This window comes from Bradyrhizobium sp. USDA 3311 (assembly GCF_054062495.1).
On record NZ_JBSSFI010000001.1, the window covers coordinates 1,419,303 to 1,436,007 of the forward strand.

The following is a 16,705-nucleotide window of genomic DNA, read 5'->3' on the forward strand; positions in this document are numbered from 1 at the left end:
CCTTGAAATTGCGGTCCGGCCGCGCTTCAGCCCGAGCAGGGCTCGAGCAAGCTCAGATTTCGCGGAGAAGGACGTTGCAACTACGGCAGGAGTTTGCGACAAAATATCCCTGTCCTTCAGTAGCGTCCGAACATGAAGACACTTAGGGATATTCCCTCCGTTGGCTCTTTGCTGACCGCTGCCGAAAGCTCATTGCTTTGCGAGCGGTTCGGTCGACGGGCCGCGACGGGCGCCTTGCGTACTGTCCTGAACGGTGTCCGCGCGGATGTGAGGATCGGCAGGATAGCGGTCCCGTCAGATAAGGAGATCGTACGAAATGCGTTCGCACTGCTCGAGCGCGAGGATCAGTCGACACTGCGCCCTGTCTTCAACCTGACCGGCATCGTCCTTCATACCAATTTAGGCCGCGCGGTCCTGTCTCAAGAAGCTATCGAAGCTTCTACCGCAGCGATGCAGAGCGCGACGGCGCTGGAATTCGACCTTCACACGGGCAAGCGCGGGGAACGCGACGATCACGTACGGAAATTGCTGTGCGAATTGACTGGCGCCGAAGACGGGACTGTTGTCAACAACAACGCCGCTGCCGTTCTGCTATGCCTCAACACGCTTGCGCTTCATCGTGAAGCCGTTGTCTCTCGCGGGGAGCTGATCGAGATCGGCGGCGCCTTCCGGATGCCTGATATAATGTTGCGCGCAGGCGCAATACTTGTGGAAGTAGGTACGACGAACCGAACGCACACTACGGATTATCGGGCAGCCATCAATGACCGCACTGGCGTCGTGCTGAAGGTCCATACCTCGAACTACCGCATACAGGGCTTTACAGCGGAGGTCGCAGCCGCCGAGCTTGCCGCCTTATTGGCTGGCTCAGCAGTACCGCTTATGCATGACCTAGGTTCAGGCACGCTAGTAGATCTGGCTCACTACGGCCTCAAGAGAGAGCCGACAGTTCGCGAAGCCATCGCTGATGGGGCCGATATTGTTACTTTCTCAGGTGACAAGTTGCTCGGCGGTCCACAGGCTGGGTTTATCGTCGGTAAGAAGGCTCTGATTGCCGAAATTAACCGCAATCCAATGAAGCGGGCACTGCGCGTCGACAAGATCAGATTGGCAGCCATCGAGGCAACGCTAAAGCTCTTTCGTGATCCAGATCGTCTCGCTGAGCGATTGCCGACTCTACGGTGGCTTGCGCGCTCCTCGGCAGACGTTAAGGCGCAAGCAGAGCGGCTGCAGCCGGGCTTGGCGCGGATCTTGGGCACGAATTATTTCGTCGAGATATGCGAGTGCGACAGTCAGGTTGGCTCGGGTGCTTTGCCCCTAGACGTCGTTCCGAGTGCCGGACTAGTGATCCGCTGCCGCCCCAATGGGTCGCTGGATCAGTTGACAGCGGCGCTCCGCGGATTGCGGAGCCCAGTGGTTGGTCGCGTCGTTGACAAGGGATTGTTGCTCGATCTGCGCTGCTTGGAGGACGAAAGCGCCCTCATATTCGCTCTTTCCACACTCGAGCTCGATGGCTCGTCCTGACCGTGCTCGCTGGGGAGATACTGCGGTGATCATCGGGACGGCCGGACATGTCGATCACGGAAAGACCGCCTTGGTCAAGGCCTTGACGGGGGTCGACGCTGACCGGTTGAAGGAAGAAAAGGTACGCGGGATCACCATCGACCTCGGCTTTGCCTACCTTCCGAGCAATACTGGAGAAATTCTTGGTTTCATCGATGTGCCCGGTCATGAAGGCCTCGTCCACACGATGCTGGCTGGCGCGAGCGGCATCGACTTTGCGATCCTGGTCGTTGCAGCTGACGACGGCCTGATGCCACAAACCAGTGAACACCTCGCGATTATCGATCTGCTCGGCATAACACGCGGCATAGTCGTCATTACCAAGATTGACGCCGTGACGCCCCAACGGCTTGCCGAAGTGTCCCAGCAGGTAGGCGCCGCGCTCGCAGGTACAACACTCGATGGTGCCGAACTGCTTTCGGTGTCTGCCTTCACGGGCCAAGGCATCGACAACTTGCGACAAAGATTGGTCGCGACATCGAATGAATTGCCCCGCCGTTCAGCCGACGGTCGCTTCCGACTGGCAGTCGATCGGTCGTTCACGCTCACCGGAGTTGGCGTAGTCGTGACGGGAACGGTGCTTTCTGGATGTGCGTCGGTCGACGAGCATTTCATTGTCAGTCCGGCCGGCCTTCACGCGCGGATACGCTCGATGCACGTTCAGAACAGTCCCGCAAAGACCGCACGTGCCGGAGACCGGTGTGCGCTCAACTTGGTCGGCGATGGCATCACCAAGGAAACCCTGCGACGCGGCGATGTCGTGCTGGATACAGCCCTGCACGCACCGACTGAACGTATCGATGCCAGCCTTCGACTGTTGCCGAGCGAGCCTAAAGCAATTGGGCAATGGTTTCCAGTCAGACTCCATCACGCATCGACCGAGGTAGGCGCTCGTATCGTATTGCTCAGCGACGAGACGCTGGCGCCGGGCATGCAGGCGGACGTACAACTCGTCCTCGAGCGACCCATTGCCGCCGCCAGTCTCGATCGTTTTGTGATCCGTGACGTGTCCGCTAGACGCACCATCGGCGGCGGCGAATTCATCGACCTGCGCGCGCCCAGTCGGTATCGCCGAACGCCGGAACGCCGGGCTCAGCGAGCGGCGCTGGCATTAGCAGATCAAACGCATGCCTTGTCTTCTTTACTGACGACACCCCCATTTGTGTGGGACATTTCGAGCTTCATAAGGGACAGGGCGCGGCCGGAAAGCGAAGAGTGGCGCTTAATAGATGCACTGGATCTTACCGTTTTGGAAACTCCATCATCGAGATTCGTTGTCGATCCTGAATTTTGGCAAAGATTCGACAACAGTGTCGCAGATAAACTCGCGGTATTTCATGCAGAAAATCCTGATTTGCAAGGAATTGGCCGAGAAAAGCTTCGACTGGGGCTAGAGCCGCGCTTGGCGCCGCTTCCGTTCGGCTCTGCGCTAACTCGTCTGGCGGCCTCGGGCCGTGTAGCGCTGGATGGCGCCTTCGTCCGGCTCGTCTCCCACGTCGTACGCATGTCACCAGCGGATGAAGAAACATGGGCGATGATCGAACCGATTCTCGGCGGTAGCAGCCGCTTCCGGCCCCCACGTGTTCGAGATATTGCGGTGGCAATGGAACGACCTGAACGCGATATACGGAAGGTTTTGAAACTCGCCGCTCGAATGGGGCGCGTTGACGAAGTCGCGATTGATCATTTCTTTCTTCGCTCTACCGTCGGCGAAATGGTGCGGATCATCGCCGATCTGTCGGCGGACGCTAAGGACGGCCGCTTCACCGCGGCGCAATTTCGCGATCGGGTCACAAATGGACGAAAGGTCGCGATCCAAATCCTCGATTTCTTCGATCGGCACGGCCTCACGCTCAACCGCAACGACCTGCGTCGGGTCAACCGGCATCGGCTGGACTTGTTCGGTACTCTGGTACATCTCTCCGCACCGAACGATGGAAGAGAATCGTCCCCGGTGGGGCGTCCGGACTTCAAATCCGGGTGAGGCAGCGAGCCTGTCTTTGGTGGGTTCGACTCCCGCTCTCTTCCGCCACTTCGCGCAAGCTCTCTGCGAGACTCCGCACGAGGGGTTTGACATCACGAAGGCGTTGGCGCTGTAAATTCGGCTGAGGGGCCGTCAAGGGATAGCGGGCAGTACCGCCAGTACCACCAGCATCCTGAGAGCAATCAGAATCGGCCAAAAACCAGGCCGGTCCCCAAGAAGGCTACGCATAGACCTCCAACTCCTCGCTTCGCTCTCCTAAGTCATTCTGCAAACTTGGAAGAATTTGAATCAGTCTTCTGCAAGTGGTCAGCAAGAACGCTCAGTCCCTGCTACTGCATCCCTCGCGCGAGGGACGGGCAACGGGAAACGGTCAATTGCGTCATCCGGTCTCCATTCGTATGCGCCCTGACAAGTTGATTGATGGTACTGCTTGATCCAGAGCGGTCCAACGCCCGCAACCATTTCGCTATGACCATTGCGCAAAAATCAGCGGCACGAGCTACTGTCACGTCGGTATATTTTTTACCCCCACCGCCACCTACCGTCACCCACCCTTTCACCCACCCCACTCACCCTTCCCTCCCCACACCAGTATAGGATTAGGTCCAAGGAGAGGATGGCGCGGACTGAACCACCCCTCGACTCCCGCAGCCAGCGTTTGCCGCTCTAACCGATTGAACCGAACCCCTCCATACCCACGCCCCTTACGCGCAACACGCGCCGGCACCATGCGGGGCGCGGGCCGAAACATTTCAAACGCTGGAATGAACCCGACCTGGGCTTGGTGCGAATCTCCCTAGAGCAGCGATTAGGGGTACCGGCACGTGAAGGGCTTTGGAAACGTGACGTAGCCTGATGACTCGCAAGGTGCGAAGCTCAAGAGCCCCGAAAGGGGCTCTTTTCTTTCCTGCCTCAACGGAAGCAATTAGCGCTTGTTCAGCCTTCGTACGACTTCGGCTGGATCGAAACCCAAGATGCGGCCCAACTCTATGAGCTCGACTACATCGATCCGGCGCTGGCCAGACTCCAGGTGCGTAATCCAACTCTGATAGACGCCGAGCTTCTTGGCGAGGTCCACTTGGCGCAGACCAGCATCTTTCCTGAACTCGACCAGCATGGCTGCGAGCTTCTTCTGAATCGGTGACGTGACCGTCTTTGGCATCCAGCCTCCCAGAGGGGGCTAGAGACATAAACCGACTTTTCAGATACCGATAAAATCGGTATTCATGAGCACAACTTACCGAAGCTTTGGCTGAATCTCACGCGTCTGAGCTTACATTCTGAGGAAGCAAATGAACGACTTGGTGAAGCGATGGTGGCCGTTGTGCCTATTGATCGGAGGCGGCGTGCTCCTCTGGCTTCTTGGCTACGACATGCAGGATCGGGCCGCGATCGTCTTCATGGCTCTCCTGATCACGGCAGTCGGCGGCTACCTCGTCTTGGCCGAGCGACAGAAGCGCAACTGAGGCCTGTGGAACTCTCACCAATATCGCACCAAGAGCTGCCAACAATGACCGATACCGCTGAATCGTCTATTCATCAGTCTCACCCGAGCAATGACCAAGGCTACGCTCTTGCCGTTTACGCCCTTTACGCGCTTGGCTTTTTTACGGTCATAACGACCGTCGTCGGCCTTATCATCGCTCATGTGAAGGCGACCACCGCGAGTGGCGTTTGGCTCAGTCACTTCCAATTCCAGATCCGCACGTTCTGGATTGGGCTCCTTTATTTCATCGTGGGCTTCGCTCTCCTATACTTCTACATCGGATTCCTCATCGTGCTGTGGTGGACGATTTGGACGTTGGTTCGCATCATCAAGGGAGCTATCCTGCTGCATGATCAGCGACCGATTGCCAATCCGAGTTCGTGGCTTTTCGGCTAGCGCTATGAGCTTCCGCGCCAAAGCGGCTATTGGGGCGGCGTGGCAGCAGGCTCCTCACGTCTGAGCGGAGCATGCACCTCCGCGACGCATCGAACGATCAGCGCAAGAAAATGGCAAATTGGACGATAGCTGCATTTACCCATCGTGGCCGTGTGCGCCCGCACAACGAGGACGCCGTCGCCATCGGCGACCATATCCTTACCGGTGACATGGACTCACCGTTGGTCATCACGGCTCAGACCGGTTGCGCCCTCCTGCTGATCGCGGACGGCATGGGTGGTCACGCGCAGGGCGCGATGGCTAGTCGAGCAGTCCTCGATTATCTAGTCGCAGCGGCTGATCGGCTTTCGCATCCCGCCATCTGTGCCGAGGTGATCGAGGAAGCGAATCAACAGCTGTTCAAGCTCATGCGCGAGGACGAACACGCAATCGGCATGGGCACCACGCTCGTAGGGGCCGTTCTCGCGGCCAACCGGGTGGTCACATTCAACGTTGGCGATAGCCGTTGCTACCTGTTCAGTGCGGACCAGCTGGTGCAGCTAAGCCAGGACGATGTGCCTGAGGGCAACACTAATCAGTTCGGTCTCCGCCGATCCCATGCCCTGACTCAGGCGTTAGGCGGCTCCTGGTTCCCCACGGCAGTCGAACCTCACATCTCCGTCGACCCGCCGCTTGCAGCGGGAGAGACCCTGATCCTTTGCAGCGACGGCCTAACTGATATGGTCGACAATCAGACCATCAGGAATACGTTGATGACGGCCAAGTCCCCTCTTCAGGCCGCACGTACGCTCGTCGCCGAGGCCTTCCGTTTCGGAGGCGGAGACAACGTCTCTTTGATTATTGCGCAGCCATTAAAGCCTGAGCTCGTCATTCCGGGCCTTGGAGCGGCTTGACCCACGACCACCGGCGGTTTCCTGATGCGCTAGTTCAGCCGGAAGCTTTTCGGGCAGTTCGAAAGACAGTTCGCGAAGAGCATCCCTGCACTCCTCTTTCTTGGCCCACTCGCTGACCATGCGGTTACCCGCTGTCCTTCGAAGCGCTTTGTCAATCTTGCCCACCCAGCTCTCCAGAAGCTTGTGAAGCTCAGGCGAGATTGCCTGCCGGGTCCAGACCATATCGAAGTCGATGCGGCCGCCGGTCACCCACGAAAGGCAAGCGATGGTGTATGCGACAATGTTCGCCTGGAAGGCCGCGAACTTCTTCGCCTTAACGATCGACTGAACTGTCCGGAAGAGGATTGCCTTGGCAATGAACGACTTGTACCACGCAGTGTCCGGCTCAAACCCGTCCGGATGCTCGTCCTTCAGGGTCTGCATGAAGAACTGGAAGTTCTTCTGGTTACCGAAGCTCACCTGATTTGCTTGGCCTTCCCAGGCGTTCAGGCATTTTGCTAGATCGGTCTTGGAAAATCTGCGGTCCTTCGGCGTTTCCTGCGCAAATCGCCGCTTCTGCGCAGCGGCAAATGATGCCTTCAGTTCTGCTGCGCCGTAGCTGCCGCGAGCACGTTCATAGAACCAGCGTCCTTTTCCATCGGGCAGCCAGGTATTGTTGGCCAGTTTTTCAACGGCAACGTGAAAAGGATCATTCGCGGAAAAGTCCGCGGGCTGAACTGTGTTCTGACTGTTGGCAGATTTTGAGACCGCCGCGACCATCTCGTCGAGTTCTGCACCGCCCACGAAGATGATCTTTGCCGGCACCGAGATTGCATCCAGGTTCGCCCCGTCCTGCCGTTTGGCACGATGTAGGCTGGCCGTAGTCTGACCGCCATTGACGATCTGCAAGCCCCGTACCGATTTGATTCCGAATTGCCCGTTGCCGTGATCCTCCACTTCCATTGCATCAACGGTTGCGACAATACCGTTGTTGTACGCAAGGAAGCGATGGGGAAGATCGCGGATGGTCGCTCGCAACCCCGCGTTCACGCTCTTGCGGCCACGAAGCCCGAGAAACGCCCTCACATTCAATTCGAGCAGCCGAGTCCCGTACTTCTCGTAGACATCGGCAAGAAGCGCACCTGGCACGGAAGCAAGGTAGGCGTCATAATCGGCGCTTCCCGAGGAAGCTTTGAGGCTTGGAAGCGGCCCGCCAAAGTCGCCGCTGAAATCCACGACAATGTCGTCTCGACGCAATCCCTGGCCAAGAATGCGCTGCAGCCTTTCGATGCCGAAAAGATCAACGATGATTCGGGTGCCGTCGAATGCTTTTTTGAGGTCGATGGATCGCAGGCCAGTGAGGCCGTCTGAAAGTAGCACGATCCGAAGCACGCTGATCTGTTCACGTGCCTCGTGGATATGCCGCGCTAGCTCGCTCGCGTCGGTATTCGACGGTTCGATCTTCGTATGAAGTCCCTTGCAGCTGCACTCATAGAACTTCATCGCCTGCTGGAGTGCCGTGAGAATTTCGTCACGGGCCAACGCGCGCGGCGGCAGTTCTCCTGTGTGAATGGTCGTTACGAGGACGAGGCGCTCTTCATCATCAGGGATCGAATATCCAGTTATCTTGTATTTCGTCCGTGCAAAGTTGCCCTCCTGCCAAAGCAGGGTTGGGTTCTCAATGGCTCCCTCGTCACCGAGGCGATCGAGCACGATCCGTGTGAATTCCTCCTCACTGTAGATGCTGCCATCGCCAGACTGGATTGCTTCTTCGACTTCTGCCGCGAGCTCCCGGGCGAACGTTTCGATCGCTTCATCACTCATGAGGGTCCGCCCATCAACTTGAAAAATCTAGATAAACCATCCACGTCAATTAAAAACCCGGCTAGTAGTCTTTCGTCCAGGGAGTAGGAGGCATCCACAATTTCCGCCGGCACTGACAGGCCCGTCAGCCGTGGAAACTCCTCGCGTACTTCAAACCCATAGAGGTCTTGCAGCACAAACGAGAAAAAGGGAAAGGCTCGGGGATTCACCTCGATGAGGCCGGCCCTGAGCAGCCGATCATCGAACACCGGCCTCACACCTGCTGCCGATCGATCCAGAGCGTTGCGAATATCACGCGCTGCCGTTACCAGAGTACGCCCCTCGGGTGCTTCTTGAAATCGCGGACGTGCGATGAGGAGGGTCGAGAGCCCTCTCCGATCGAGTTGGTCGAGGCGGGATATTCGCATGAGACTTCCGCCGCCGGCGACCGCCTTTACCTCAATGCCGATCCCCGACCTGCTGAAGTCGTGGATACCGTCCAAGGGACCAAGCCAGCCTTCGACGGCCGCTTCATATCCGATCTCGGCTGCCAACAACTCCAGCACCGTAAGTTCACCAAGAAGCCCGACCTGCTCCTCTCTGGAGAGGCCCCGTCGGCCCGAGCGCAGAAAGGCCTGCCAAGCCTCAAGTCGCGAAACGACGAGTGCAACCGCCTGAACCGGAGTCGCAGCTTGCCTCACGACCTCGACAAGATCGGCGGCTAGCACTTCAAAGACATCACGCAGGGGGTCGCGCTCCAGGGCAATCGCGACGCGGACCAGTCCCTGAGCCGCGTCCCGTCGGTCACTGAGACTGACACCTTCTGCGGATATCCTCAGGGGCGTGTTCGGCGAAGCGCTAAGCGGAGCTTCGATGAGGAGCGCAACACGACCATCAGGCTCTCGGATGCCCGCCAGGAAGCGCACCGCGGCAGACACGGAGAGGGCGACCGCTCTCCATTCGCGATCGCTAGGTTTGGCGCGCGCCGCCTCGGCCCATTTGGATACCAGCTCGTCCCGGATGGATGTCATACCGGTTCGAGCCGCTGTTCGACAGTGTTGAACCGATACCGGATTGAGCGACCGCTGCGCGAATCCGGGAAGCTTACGACAACTCCAAAGATCGGCACGTCGATCGCATCGAGTTTCGCGTTCTTGGGTGATAGCGGGTACAGCAGGAGAAGCGCTCGTTTGGGATTTTCGCCGCGGACCTTTCGAATTTCGGGACCATCCGGTGTAGCTGCTGCTTCCTTGCCAGCAGCCGCTCGCTTCGTGTTCGTCGCGGCCAGAGCGCGAGCGACTTCCGATTGATCAAGATCGATTGCCTCGTCGCGGGGCGAGAGAATGGTCTTCACCACATACCGACCGGATGCTTCACCGCGTGGCAAGGGAGCGCGTTCGATGGTCGTAAATGTCCATCCGTTCACGGCGAGCGGCTCACCGCTGCCACTGAGGACTGCAACCGTCCAGTCCGTTAGTTCCCCTGCGCCCAACTGCTCGCGGATATACGAGCTGAGACGACTGGCGTTCACGTCGCGCGCTTCTTCTGGAAAGAGTAGAGATGCCAAAAGGTTCGCCACCTCGGCACCGGCGACACCCTTCCACACGCGACGGCCATCGAATGATTTGAGCTGCACTTTTTCGGAAGGATCGGCAGCCGGCCCGATCCGGTCCAAGAAGTTCGTGATGGCATTCGCATTACGCTGATTGGTTGCCAGGTCGTTGAAGAAGATCGTTTGTATCTTCGCCTCGCCCTGGAATGACACCTGGAATTCCCGCGAGTGACGCATCTTGTTTGGCGCGGTCACGAGTAGGATGTCATGGGACTGGATTCTAAGGCCGTATTGCTCTGGCGTAGCTCCGATCATGGCCATGTGGTCGAGACGCTCCCGCAATTCTTCTGCCGCCGTAGCCACGTGACGGAACCACAATCGCAGATCAGGCGTCATGTAGATCCGACAGAGGTCAACGTAGCCAGGCCGATACCCGAACCAGCGTCCCATCTGCATGAGACTGTCATACATTTTGGATGCGCGCAGGAAGTAGCTGACGGTCAGGCCTTCGAGCGTCAGTCCGCGCGAGAGTTTATCGCCGCCGATGGCAATGACGTTCAGACCTTGCGCCGCGTTGCCGTCATAGTCGAGCGCGTCGCGAATTTCGCTGTTGACGACCTGGGACCTGATCTTGTCGGCAGCGTAGGACAGCTCGCGCTCGACAGCATCCCATTCAGTTACGGGAAGCGTTTCACCAATTTCCGTCGCTCTGATCTCAGCCGATGTCGGCGCGAAATCCTCTTCCCAGAGCTCGCGCAAACGATCGAAAACGGGGTCCTTCTTCTTCGCTCGATATTTGAGTTTGCGTTTGAGGTCAGAGACCCATTCATCGACCTGTCGGAAAACCGCTTGATGTACATCCTTGAAGCGCGAGACGTGGATCAGCATCGAGTTATGGACATTGCGCTGGCCGCGGGCCGCGCGAGCCGCACAGGCAAGAACGAAGCTCAAAATGGCGTCTTCGAGTGACGGCGGAATACGTTCCTCTCCCTCAAACCGGGGCACGTACCCTTTTTTGTGGTCGACAGCGATCCAGCCTTCCTCGACCTGATCAACATCGCGCGTGACATCGAGTGGCTCTTGCGCGGTATCACTTCCGCTGCCGTCAATGCCGAACAGAAGGCTGGGTCCGACGTAGTTGGATGGCGAAGGAAGATTGATGATAAAGCTGCGCGGGAACACGTCGTCCCCGTGTTCTTCGGTGGCTGCCGCATCGTGAATGAGCACGTTCGCAAAAGGCGTTGCCGTGTACGCGACGTACGCAGAGCGCGTAAATGCGGATAGAAGCCGTCGTATTTGGCCGTTGATCCGCTTCGGCTCGTACTCAGGATCGGGCGTGTCGTCATCCAAGAACTGCTGTTCGCCCGTGTCCACTGACGCTTGGTCTGCCTCGTCGTCGATGAGGAGGAGGGGGCGGGCTTCGGTGTCACCTTTAGGCGCCAAAACCTCACCGACCCAGTTGTTCAGATTTTCGAGAATACGGGCATTTTTCTTGATGACCAAGAGCACCGGCCGCTGTTGCACCCCGATTCCGAGGTTGTCCGCGAACGCGCGATTGAAATCGCCGTTGGCCGCTTGCGTAGTCAGATGCTCTGCATGGATGTTCTTGTCGAGTTCACCGACGCCGATCCGTACGAAGCCGCCTCCATTTGTGGGAGTGGTGTTGTAGCCGAGAAAGTCGCGATCCATGCGACGCTGGGTCTGCTGCCGGAGCGCGTTATGCATGCCGGCAAGTACGATGATGAGCTTATACCCCGCGTCCGCCGCCTTGCTGGCTAGACCCGCATAGTTGGCGGTCTTTCCGAACTGTACATGGCCGACGACCAGCCCACGGCGATCCCAAGGACCGTCGCGGTTGGGATCTTCAATCTGTTCCATGATCAGATCAGTGGAGAGGTCGATCGCATCGATCGCAGCCGGAGGCCAGCCCTGATCCTGGAGCAGAAAGTCGCTGTAGCGCTTGAAGAACCTGCGACCTTCCTTTCTGTCTCCGAAATACCAGGGAACGTGTCCTCGCTCGTCAATGAGCTTCGTCGGCCGCCCGACTTTCACGATGAGCCTTGTTTCCAGCTCCCCTACGATCGCTGCGATCTGCTCGGCAGAGACGTTCTGGGTGAGGAGCGTTGCGCAGTCATTTACTGCCTTCTCGATCTCCTCTTTGCCAACGGCAGTGTTGGGATAGCGCTGCCGCAGCATCATCAGCGCCATCGATCCGATCGCGTCCTCAACTGAACTCATCGCTTCGCCCCCTGCAGCTTTCGTAACAGCTTCTGTTCGATATCCTCGACCTTGTCGAACGGGTCCATCGTCGAAAGCCTTCCCACGACTTCGAGCGGACTGAGACCCGCTCGCTCCATCAACCTCGCCATTGAGAGCGCGGCGCTTACGAGTTCCGAGCTATCGACCTGTTCGTCAGGGACGCCGCGTTCGGTTACGTCGAGCCAGACGCGGTCGACGGGGACTGTTCGCTCGATCAGATCGAGTAATCCCTCGAGCAGATCGAAACCGGTCTTGTCTATTCGTCCTTTGATCAGCTGGATAAGCTCGTGATCCCGCCGCATGGTGTATCGGCGTTTCGAGCCTTCCGGGTTGACCTGCCAAATTCGCGATACGCCAGCTGCCTTCTGCCGACTGCCGTATTGTCCGCGATGAACGAAAACCTCGCGCGCCTTGCGGCGAACATCCTCCGCGATCCGCTGGAGCGGCTTTCGGATCGCGTCCGGCGGGCGAGCTATCGCCTTGCGTACGTCGATGCGCCAGTCATGGTCGGCTGTATTGGGAATATCGATACGAATGCGGGCAAGTCGGCTGGTCTCATCGCGGGTCCAGGCGCGGCTACCTCCAAGTCCGAGCCACCCTCCGGCGGAGAGCAGCCGCTTCTGCCGGTAGACGTAGAAACCTTGCTGCGCCGTCCAGCCATCAGGTCCGCCGGTCTTCTCGAATTCGATCTCACTGCGGAAGCGGTCCCGGTGCGGCAATACGAAACCGCGCACAAGAACTCTGCCTCCGGGACCGTTTATGTGCTGCTCCGGATTGCGGATGGTCGACTCGTCCCTTTCTAGGAATGGGTCCCAGGCGGGAACCCGGCTGGCGTTCAAGGTGATCTTGAGCGGCCGAGCATCACCCGCGAGAAAGCGGTGGAAGACCATGCCGAGGTGTGCATCGACGCGCTGGAGGTCGGCCAGAAACGACTCGTAGCTGGGCCGATCGGTGGTTCGCCCAAAGTCGACTTTGCGCCACACAACGAGGGTTCCAGACTTCTTCGACTTCAATTGATTACGGATTTCCTCCGGTAGGCCGGCATCTCCTTCAATCAAATCCCATCCACCGCCATTTTTGCGGAGCTGGTCCAGGTCCCACGTGAATGAGGCGAGCCCCGACCTGGTCTTGGAAGCCACCGTCAGCTGACGGCACTGCGATAACGATGCGGTCTTTAGGCCCAGTCCAAATCGGCCGAGGTCTTCTGCCGACCGCTCGGCCTCCGGGCCGATGCCGCCAAACCGCATGGCTTCCACCAAGCGGTCCGAATGCATGCCAGACCCATCGTCCAAGATCCAACCAACAGGCTCTCCGTCGTTCCACTCCCATTGGACCTCGATACCCTTCGCACCGGCCGCTATGCTGTTGTCGAGAATGTCAGCTATCGCCGTCTCAAGCGAATAGCCGACCCCCCTAAGGGAGCCGACGAGAGCGGCAGCGGATGGAGGTACAGCGCGCGTTGGCACGGGAAAAATCTAAAGGAACCCCACGGGAACACAGAAAACACAGCGTATCAGGGGTTGCGGACGCTGGCGAGCCGAGTCCGCGGTTCGACATCATGAGCCGGGAGAAACGCAGCGTACTCATGGGCCGCATCCGGGGCCGCAATACTGGCCCGGAATTGACCGTCCGTCGCCTCTTGCACGCAATGGGATACCGCTATCGGCTCCATGCCGGAGACCTGCCGGGAAAGCCTGACATCGTCTTGCGGAGTAGGCGGACCGTCGTGTTCGTCCACGGCTGCTTCTGGCATCGCCACGACTGTGGACTCGCATACGTCCCTAAGACCCGCCCCGAGTTCTGGCACCGCAAGTTCGAGGGCAATGTTGCGCGAGACCTCAGAACGAGGCGGGAACTGGAAGAAGCAGGTTGGCGGGTGGTTGTGGTATGGGAATGTCAGCTGAGCGACCTTGCCGCCCTCTCCAAGAGCCTCGCGCAAGAACTTGGACGGCGGGGCCTCTCATCCGTCGCCGGCAGAGCTCGTGCTCGACGCTCGGGGCCGAAAACTCGCGCTCAAGCCAAGAGCGCACGGCAGTAGGGTCCGCGTGCCCGTGTCGCCTCAAGAGGCCAACGATGTCGGCCGCCGCGATCACGATGATCGGGTGCTCGTCTTCCTTTATCTCGCGATACGCCTGCAGATCGACGTAGCTCGTGGTGACCAATACGCCGAACTGCCGGTGTCGTAGCCGCGAGATCAGGCGGGACATTTCCCGTACCCCGACGCTGTTGTCGAGCGCATAGCACTTCGCCTCCAGGGCGAAATCGACGAGGATGGAAGCGATACCGTGGCCAAGTCGCAGCTTGCCGATGGCGTCGCGTCCGCCATCACGTGAAGGACGGGTCAGGTCAAGCTCTGTTATATCGGGCAACATCAGTCGGGCAATCGCGGCTGCACACTTCTCGAAATCGTGGGGGCGTCCCTCAAAGAACTGTTGCACTTCGCGAATGATCGCGAGATCTTCCGCACCCGCGGGTAGTTGCTCGACTTTGGTCCTGTGCTTGATCGAGCGCGTGGACTTGAGCGATCTGTAACGGCCCTTGCCCACCCATTCCATCCAGGCCTGTGGGGCACGGGGCGTGTGTGGGTCGCCTGCTATGACTTCTTCGATCCAAGCTCGTTCGACGAGGGGGACATCCAAGATCGTGAAGCGTGCGCGGTAGTTCTGAAAGCGCATATCATCTGCGGTCCTCCAGACCGCGACCAGATCCTCGGCGACTTGCTGCTCAGAAGTGCCGGGGACAGCAAGCCCGAGGAACATCACGTCCCGCCACTGCCCCGTGTTGCCGAACACAAAGATCGGGGGCACCGTCCGCCGGCCGGCTTCCCCCTCATGCGCGGCCGCAAAGATACGACGAAGGAGCTCATTCCCATTGCGGGGTGTGGCATGGAGAGCGCGGCCAGGCTGCTTGTTGTCTCCATAGTACGTGAAGACACCGGTCTCTCGATCGATCTCATCGGGCCAGTTGGCGTCGGCCATGGAGGACGTCAGAACCACCATTTCAAGGGCGGCAAGTGTACCGCGGTAGCGGAATCCGCCCATATTGGAGACACGGAGAAGCCGAGGGAATGGGTCATCCCCCGCGTTGCCTGAGCGCCCGCTTTCGTATACGGCGTCGACGTGCAGATCAGCCCGTCCAAGCTCATCGAATGAGACCAACTTTTCTGCGTCCCCCAAGGCGCTCTCCCCGACAATAACTGATGCGACAGCCTGGCAATGTCCGCCGAACCTGGTAAGTTGCGCGGCCTTGACACCTCGCCCCATGGAATCTTTGGTCGATGAAACCATCCTTTGCCGTCGCCGCCAAATGCGCTCGGCTGAGCAATCCACAGGCGCGCCCGCGGGTTCTTGATCTGTTTGCGGGATGCGGAGGCCTGAGCCTTGGCTTTCGGGCGGCCGGCTGTGAGGTAGTCGCAGCGCTCGAGATCGACGAGCTAGCCGCGCGTTCCCATGCGATCAACTTCTTCAAGGGAGCGCCGAAGGAGACCATGGAGCATCACGCAAAGCCCCGGGACGTCGCTTCGCTTGAACCCGAAGACCTCGTCGCGGAATTCGGGTTGGGCAAGACTGCTGAGGCCATCGATATCATCGTAGGCGGGCCTCCCTGCCAAGCGTATGCTCGCGTCGGACGCGCGAAATTGCGCGAGGTGGCGGATCATCCGCGCGCGTTCAAGGTTGATCCGCGAGGCAATCTCTATCTGCGATACCTTCACTACGTCGACCGGCTGAAGCCGCTCGCAATCCTCTTTGAGAACGTGCCCGACATCCTCAACTACGGCGGCCACAACGTCGTCCAGGAGATTGTGGAGGCGCTCGATGCGATGGGATACAAGGCCGCTTATTCACTGATCAATGCGGCACATCACGGCGTCCCGCAAATGCGAGATCGGGTCTACATGATCGCGTATCGCAAGGAGCTGGACGCAGCCATTCGCTTTCCTCACGCAACACACAATTGCATCCTTCCGCCAGGCTATGCAGGAACTCGCGCTGTTTCACTAAAGTTAATTAACGCCGCAGAGGTCAACGCATTCATTAAGCCGGATACCGGGCACAAAGGACTTCCGCATGCCGTCACCGCTCGCGAGGCTCTTGGCGATCTGCCCGCGGTGACTGATCATCTCGAAGGCAAACTGAAGCGTGGCGCACGCCGCTTTACCGAGGCGGTTCATTATCGCAGAACAGCATGGGAGAACCTTTCCTCATATGCCCAGGTGATGCGATCCTGGCCGGGCTTTGAAGCGCGCGACGGCATCTACGATCATGTCCTCCGGTATCTGCCCCGCGATTCTCGCATTTTCAAAGCGATGATGCCGGGAGACGAATACCCGGCGGCCCATCGCGTCGCATTGCAGTTGTTTCAGGCTGCCGCGCGGCGCCGCGGACTTTCTCCTTCGAGCGCGGGATGGAAGTCACTGCACGATTCGATGGTCCCCCCGTACGACGCGACGAAGTTTCCAAATCGCTGGTGGAAGCTCAAGGCGAACGAGCCTGTCCGGACACTCACGGCGCATATTGGGAAGGATACCTATACGCACATCCACTACGACAGCGATCAGGCGCGGGTCATCACTGTTCGTGAGGCGGCGCGCTTGCAGTCGTTTCCCGACGGCTTCGTCTTCGCCGGCACTATGAACCCGGCCTTCCGCCAGATCGGCAATGCCGTCCCTCCGATTCTGGCGCGTGAGCTCGCCGTTGAATTGGTTTCAGGTCTTCGGACGGCTCTGTTTCCGGTCAAAATAGCTGCTGAGTAGGAAAACGGCCGAACGAATCAAGGCGCTTACCGTGGGA

The 16,705-nt window shown here is 58.9% G+C and carries 11 protein-coding genes, 1 tRNA gene and 1 pseudogene; 7 read left to right on the top strand and 6 right to left on the bottom strand.

Annotated elements, in window-relative coordinates; translation table 11 throughout:
• Positions 1-132 precede the first annotated feature (132 nt).
• From selA to ACVWW6_RS06730, 3 genes are all read left to right on the top strand, one after another.
• The gene (selA, locus tag ACVWW6_RS06720; RefSeq protein ID WP_456680405.1) at positions 133-1,524 is read left to right on the top strand and encodes an L-seryl-tRNA(Sec) selenium transferase; all 1,392 of its coding nucleotides are present in this window, start codon (positions 133-135) and stop codon (positions 1,522-1,524) included.
• Positions 1,525-1,549: 25 nt separating this feature from the next.
• Positions 1,550-3,547: a selenocysteine-specific translation elongation factor gene (gene selB / locus ACVWW6_RS06725; RefSeq protein WP_456683126.1), complete on the top strand. Its 1,998-nt coding sequence runs from the start codon at positions 1,550-1,552 to the stop codon at positions 3,545-3,547.
• Positions 3,500-3,595, top strand: a tRNA-Sec gene (locus ACVWW6_RS06730). The genes selB and ACVWW6_RS06730 overlap by 48 nt, the downstream gene beginning before the upstream one ends.
• Before the next feature lie 877 nt (positions 3,596-4,472).
• Here ACVWW6_RS06730 and ACVWW6_RS06735 read toward each other — a convergent pair.
• Positions 4,473-4,709, bottom strand: coding sequence for a helix-turn-helix domain-containing protein (locus ACVWW6_RS06735; RefSeq protein WP_212257783.1), 237 nt, complete (start codon positions 4,707-4,709; stop codon positions 4,473-4,475).
• Positions 4,710-5,057: 348 nt separating this feature from the next.
• Here ACVWW6_RS06735 and ACVWW6_RS06740 point away from each other — a divergent pair, with 348 nt between their 5' ends.
• Together ACVWW6_RS06740 and ACVWW6_RS06745 are read left to right on the top strand one after the other, a co-directional pair.
• Positions 5,058-5,429 (top strand): DUF4870 family protein, encoded by a 372-nt coding sequence (locus ACVWW6_RS06740; RefSeq protein ID WP_456680406.1) that lies wholly within the window; start codon positions 5,058-5,060, stop codon positions 5,427-5,429.
• A gap of 71 nt (positions 5,430-5,500) precedes the next feature.
• A complete protein-coding gene (locus tag ACVWW6_RS06745) occupies positions 5,501-6,322 on the top strand; it encodes a PP2C family protein-serine/threonine phosphatase (protein WP_456680407.1) in 822 nt (273 codons plus the stop codon).
• On the opposite strand, the gene ACVWW6_RS06750 is transcribed toward ACVWW6_RS06745, so the two are convergent.
• From ACVWW6_RS06750 to ACVWW6_RS06765, 4 genes are read right to left on the bottom strand one after another with little or no spacing between them, the layout of a single operon-like run.
• The gene (locus ACVWW6_RS06750) at positions 6,281-8,125 is read right to left on the bottom strand and encodes an AIPR family protein (RefSeq protein ID WP_456680408.1); all 1,845 of its coding nucleotides are present in this window, start codon (positions 8,123-8,125) and stop codon (positions 6,281-6,283) included. The two genes, ACVWW6_RS06745 and ACVWW6_RS06750, sit on opposite strands and share 42 nt — an antisense overlap.
• Positions 8,122-9,135, bottom strand: coding sequence for a PD-(D/E)XK motif protein (locus ACVWW6_RS06755; RefSeq protein WP_456680409.1), 1,014 nt, complete (start codon positions 9,133-9,135; stop codon positions 8,122-8,124). The genes ACVWW6_RS06750 and ACVWW6_RS06755 overlap by 4 nt, the downstream gene beginning before the upstream one ends.
• Complete coding sequence (locus ACVWW6_RS06760; protein ID WP_456680410.1) at positions 9,132-11,894, bottom strand: Z1 domain-containing protein; 2,763 nt, start codon at positions 11,892-11,894, stop codon at positions 9,132-9,134. Before ACVWW6_RS06760 ends, ACVWW6_RS06755 begins: the two co-directional genes overlap by 4 nt.
• Positions 11,891-13,381, bottom strand: a complete 1,491-nt coding sequence (locus tag ACVWW6_RS06765; RefSeq protein ID WP_456680411.1) for an ATP-binding protein — start codon at positions 13,379-13,381, stop codon at positions 11,891-11,893. The genes ACVWW6_RS06760 and ACVWW6_RS06765 overlap by 4 nt, the downstream gene beginning before the upstream one ends.
• Positions 13,382-13,473: 92 nt before the next feature.
• On the opposite strand from ACVWW6_RS06765, the gene ACVWW6_RS06770 reads away from it, so the two are divergent.
• Positions 13,474-13,953: a very short patch repair endonuclease gene (locus ACVWW6_RS06770; RefSeq protein ID WP_456680412.1), complete on the top strand. Its 480-nt coding sequence runs from the start codon at positions 13,474-13,476 to the stop codon at positions 13,951-13,953.
• Between the two features lie 37 nt (positions 13,954-13,990).
• Here the strand turns inward: ACVWW6_RS06770 and ACVWW6_RS06775 are convergent.
• Positions 13,991-15,202 (bottom strand): annotated as a pseudogene (locus ACVWW6_RS06775) (restriction endonuclease); the annotation flags it as partial.
• Between ACVWW6_RS06775 and ACVWW6_RS06780 the strand changes: the two are divergent.
• Positions 15,193-16,668 carry a DNA cytosine methyltransferase gene (locus ACVWW6_RS06780; protein ID WP_212257793.1) on the top strand — a complete coding sequence of 492 codons (1,476 nt, stop codon included), beginning with the start codon at positions 15,193-15,195 and terminating at the stop codon, positions 16,666-16,668. The pseudogene ACVWW6_RS06775 and the gene ACVWW6_RS06780 overlap by 10 nt on opposite strands.
• Positions 16,669-16,705 lie beyond the last annotated feature (37 nt).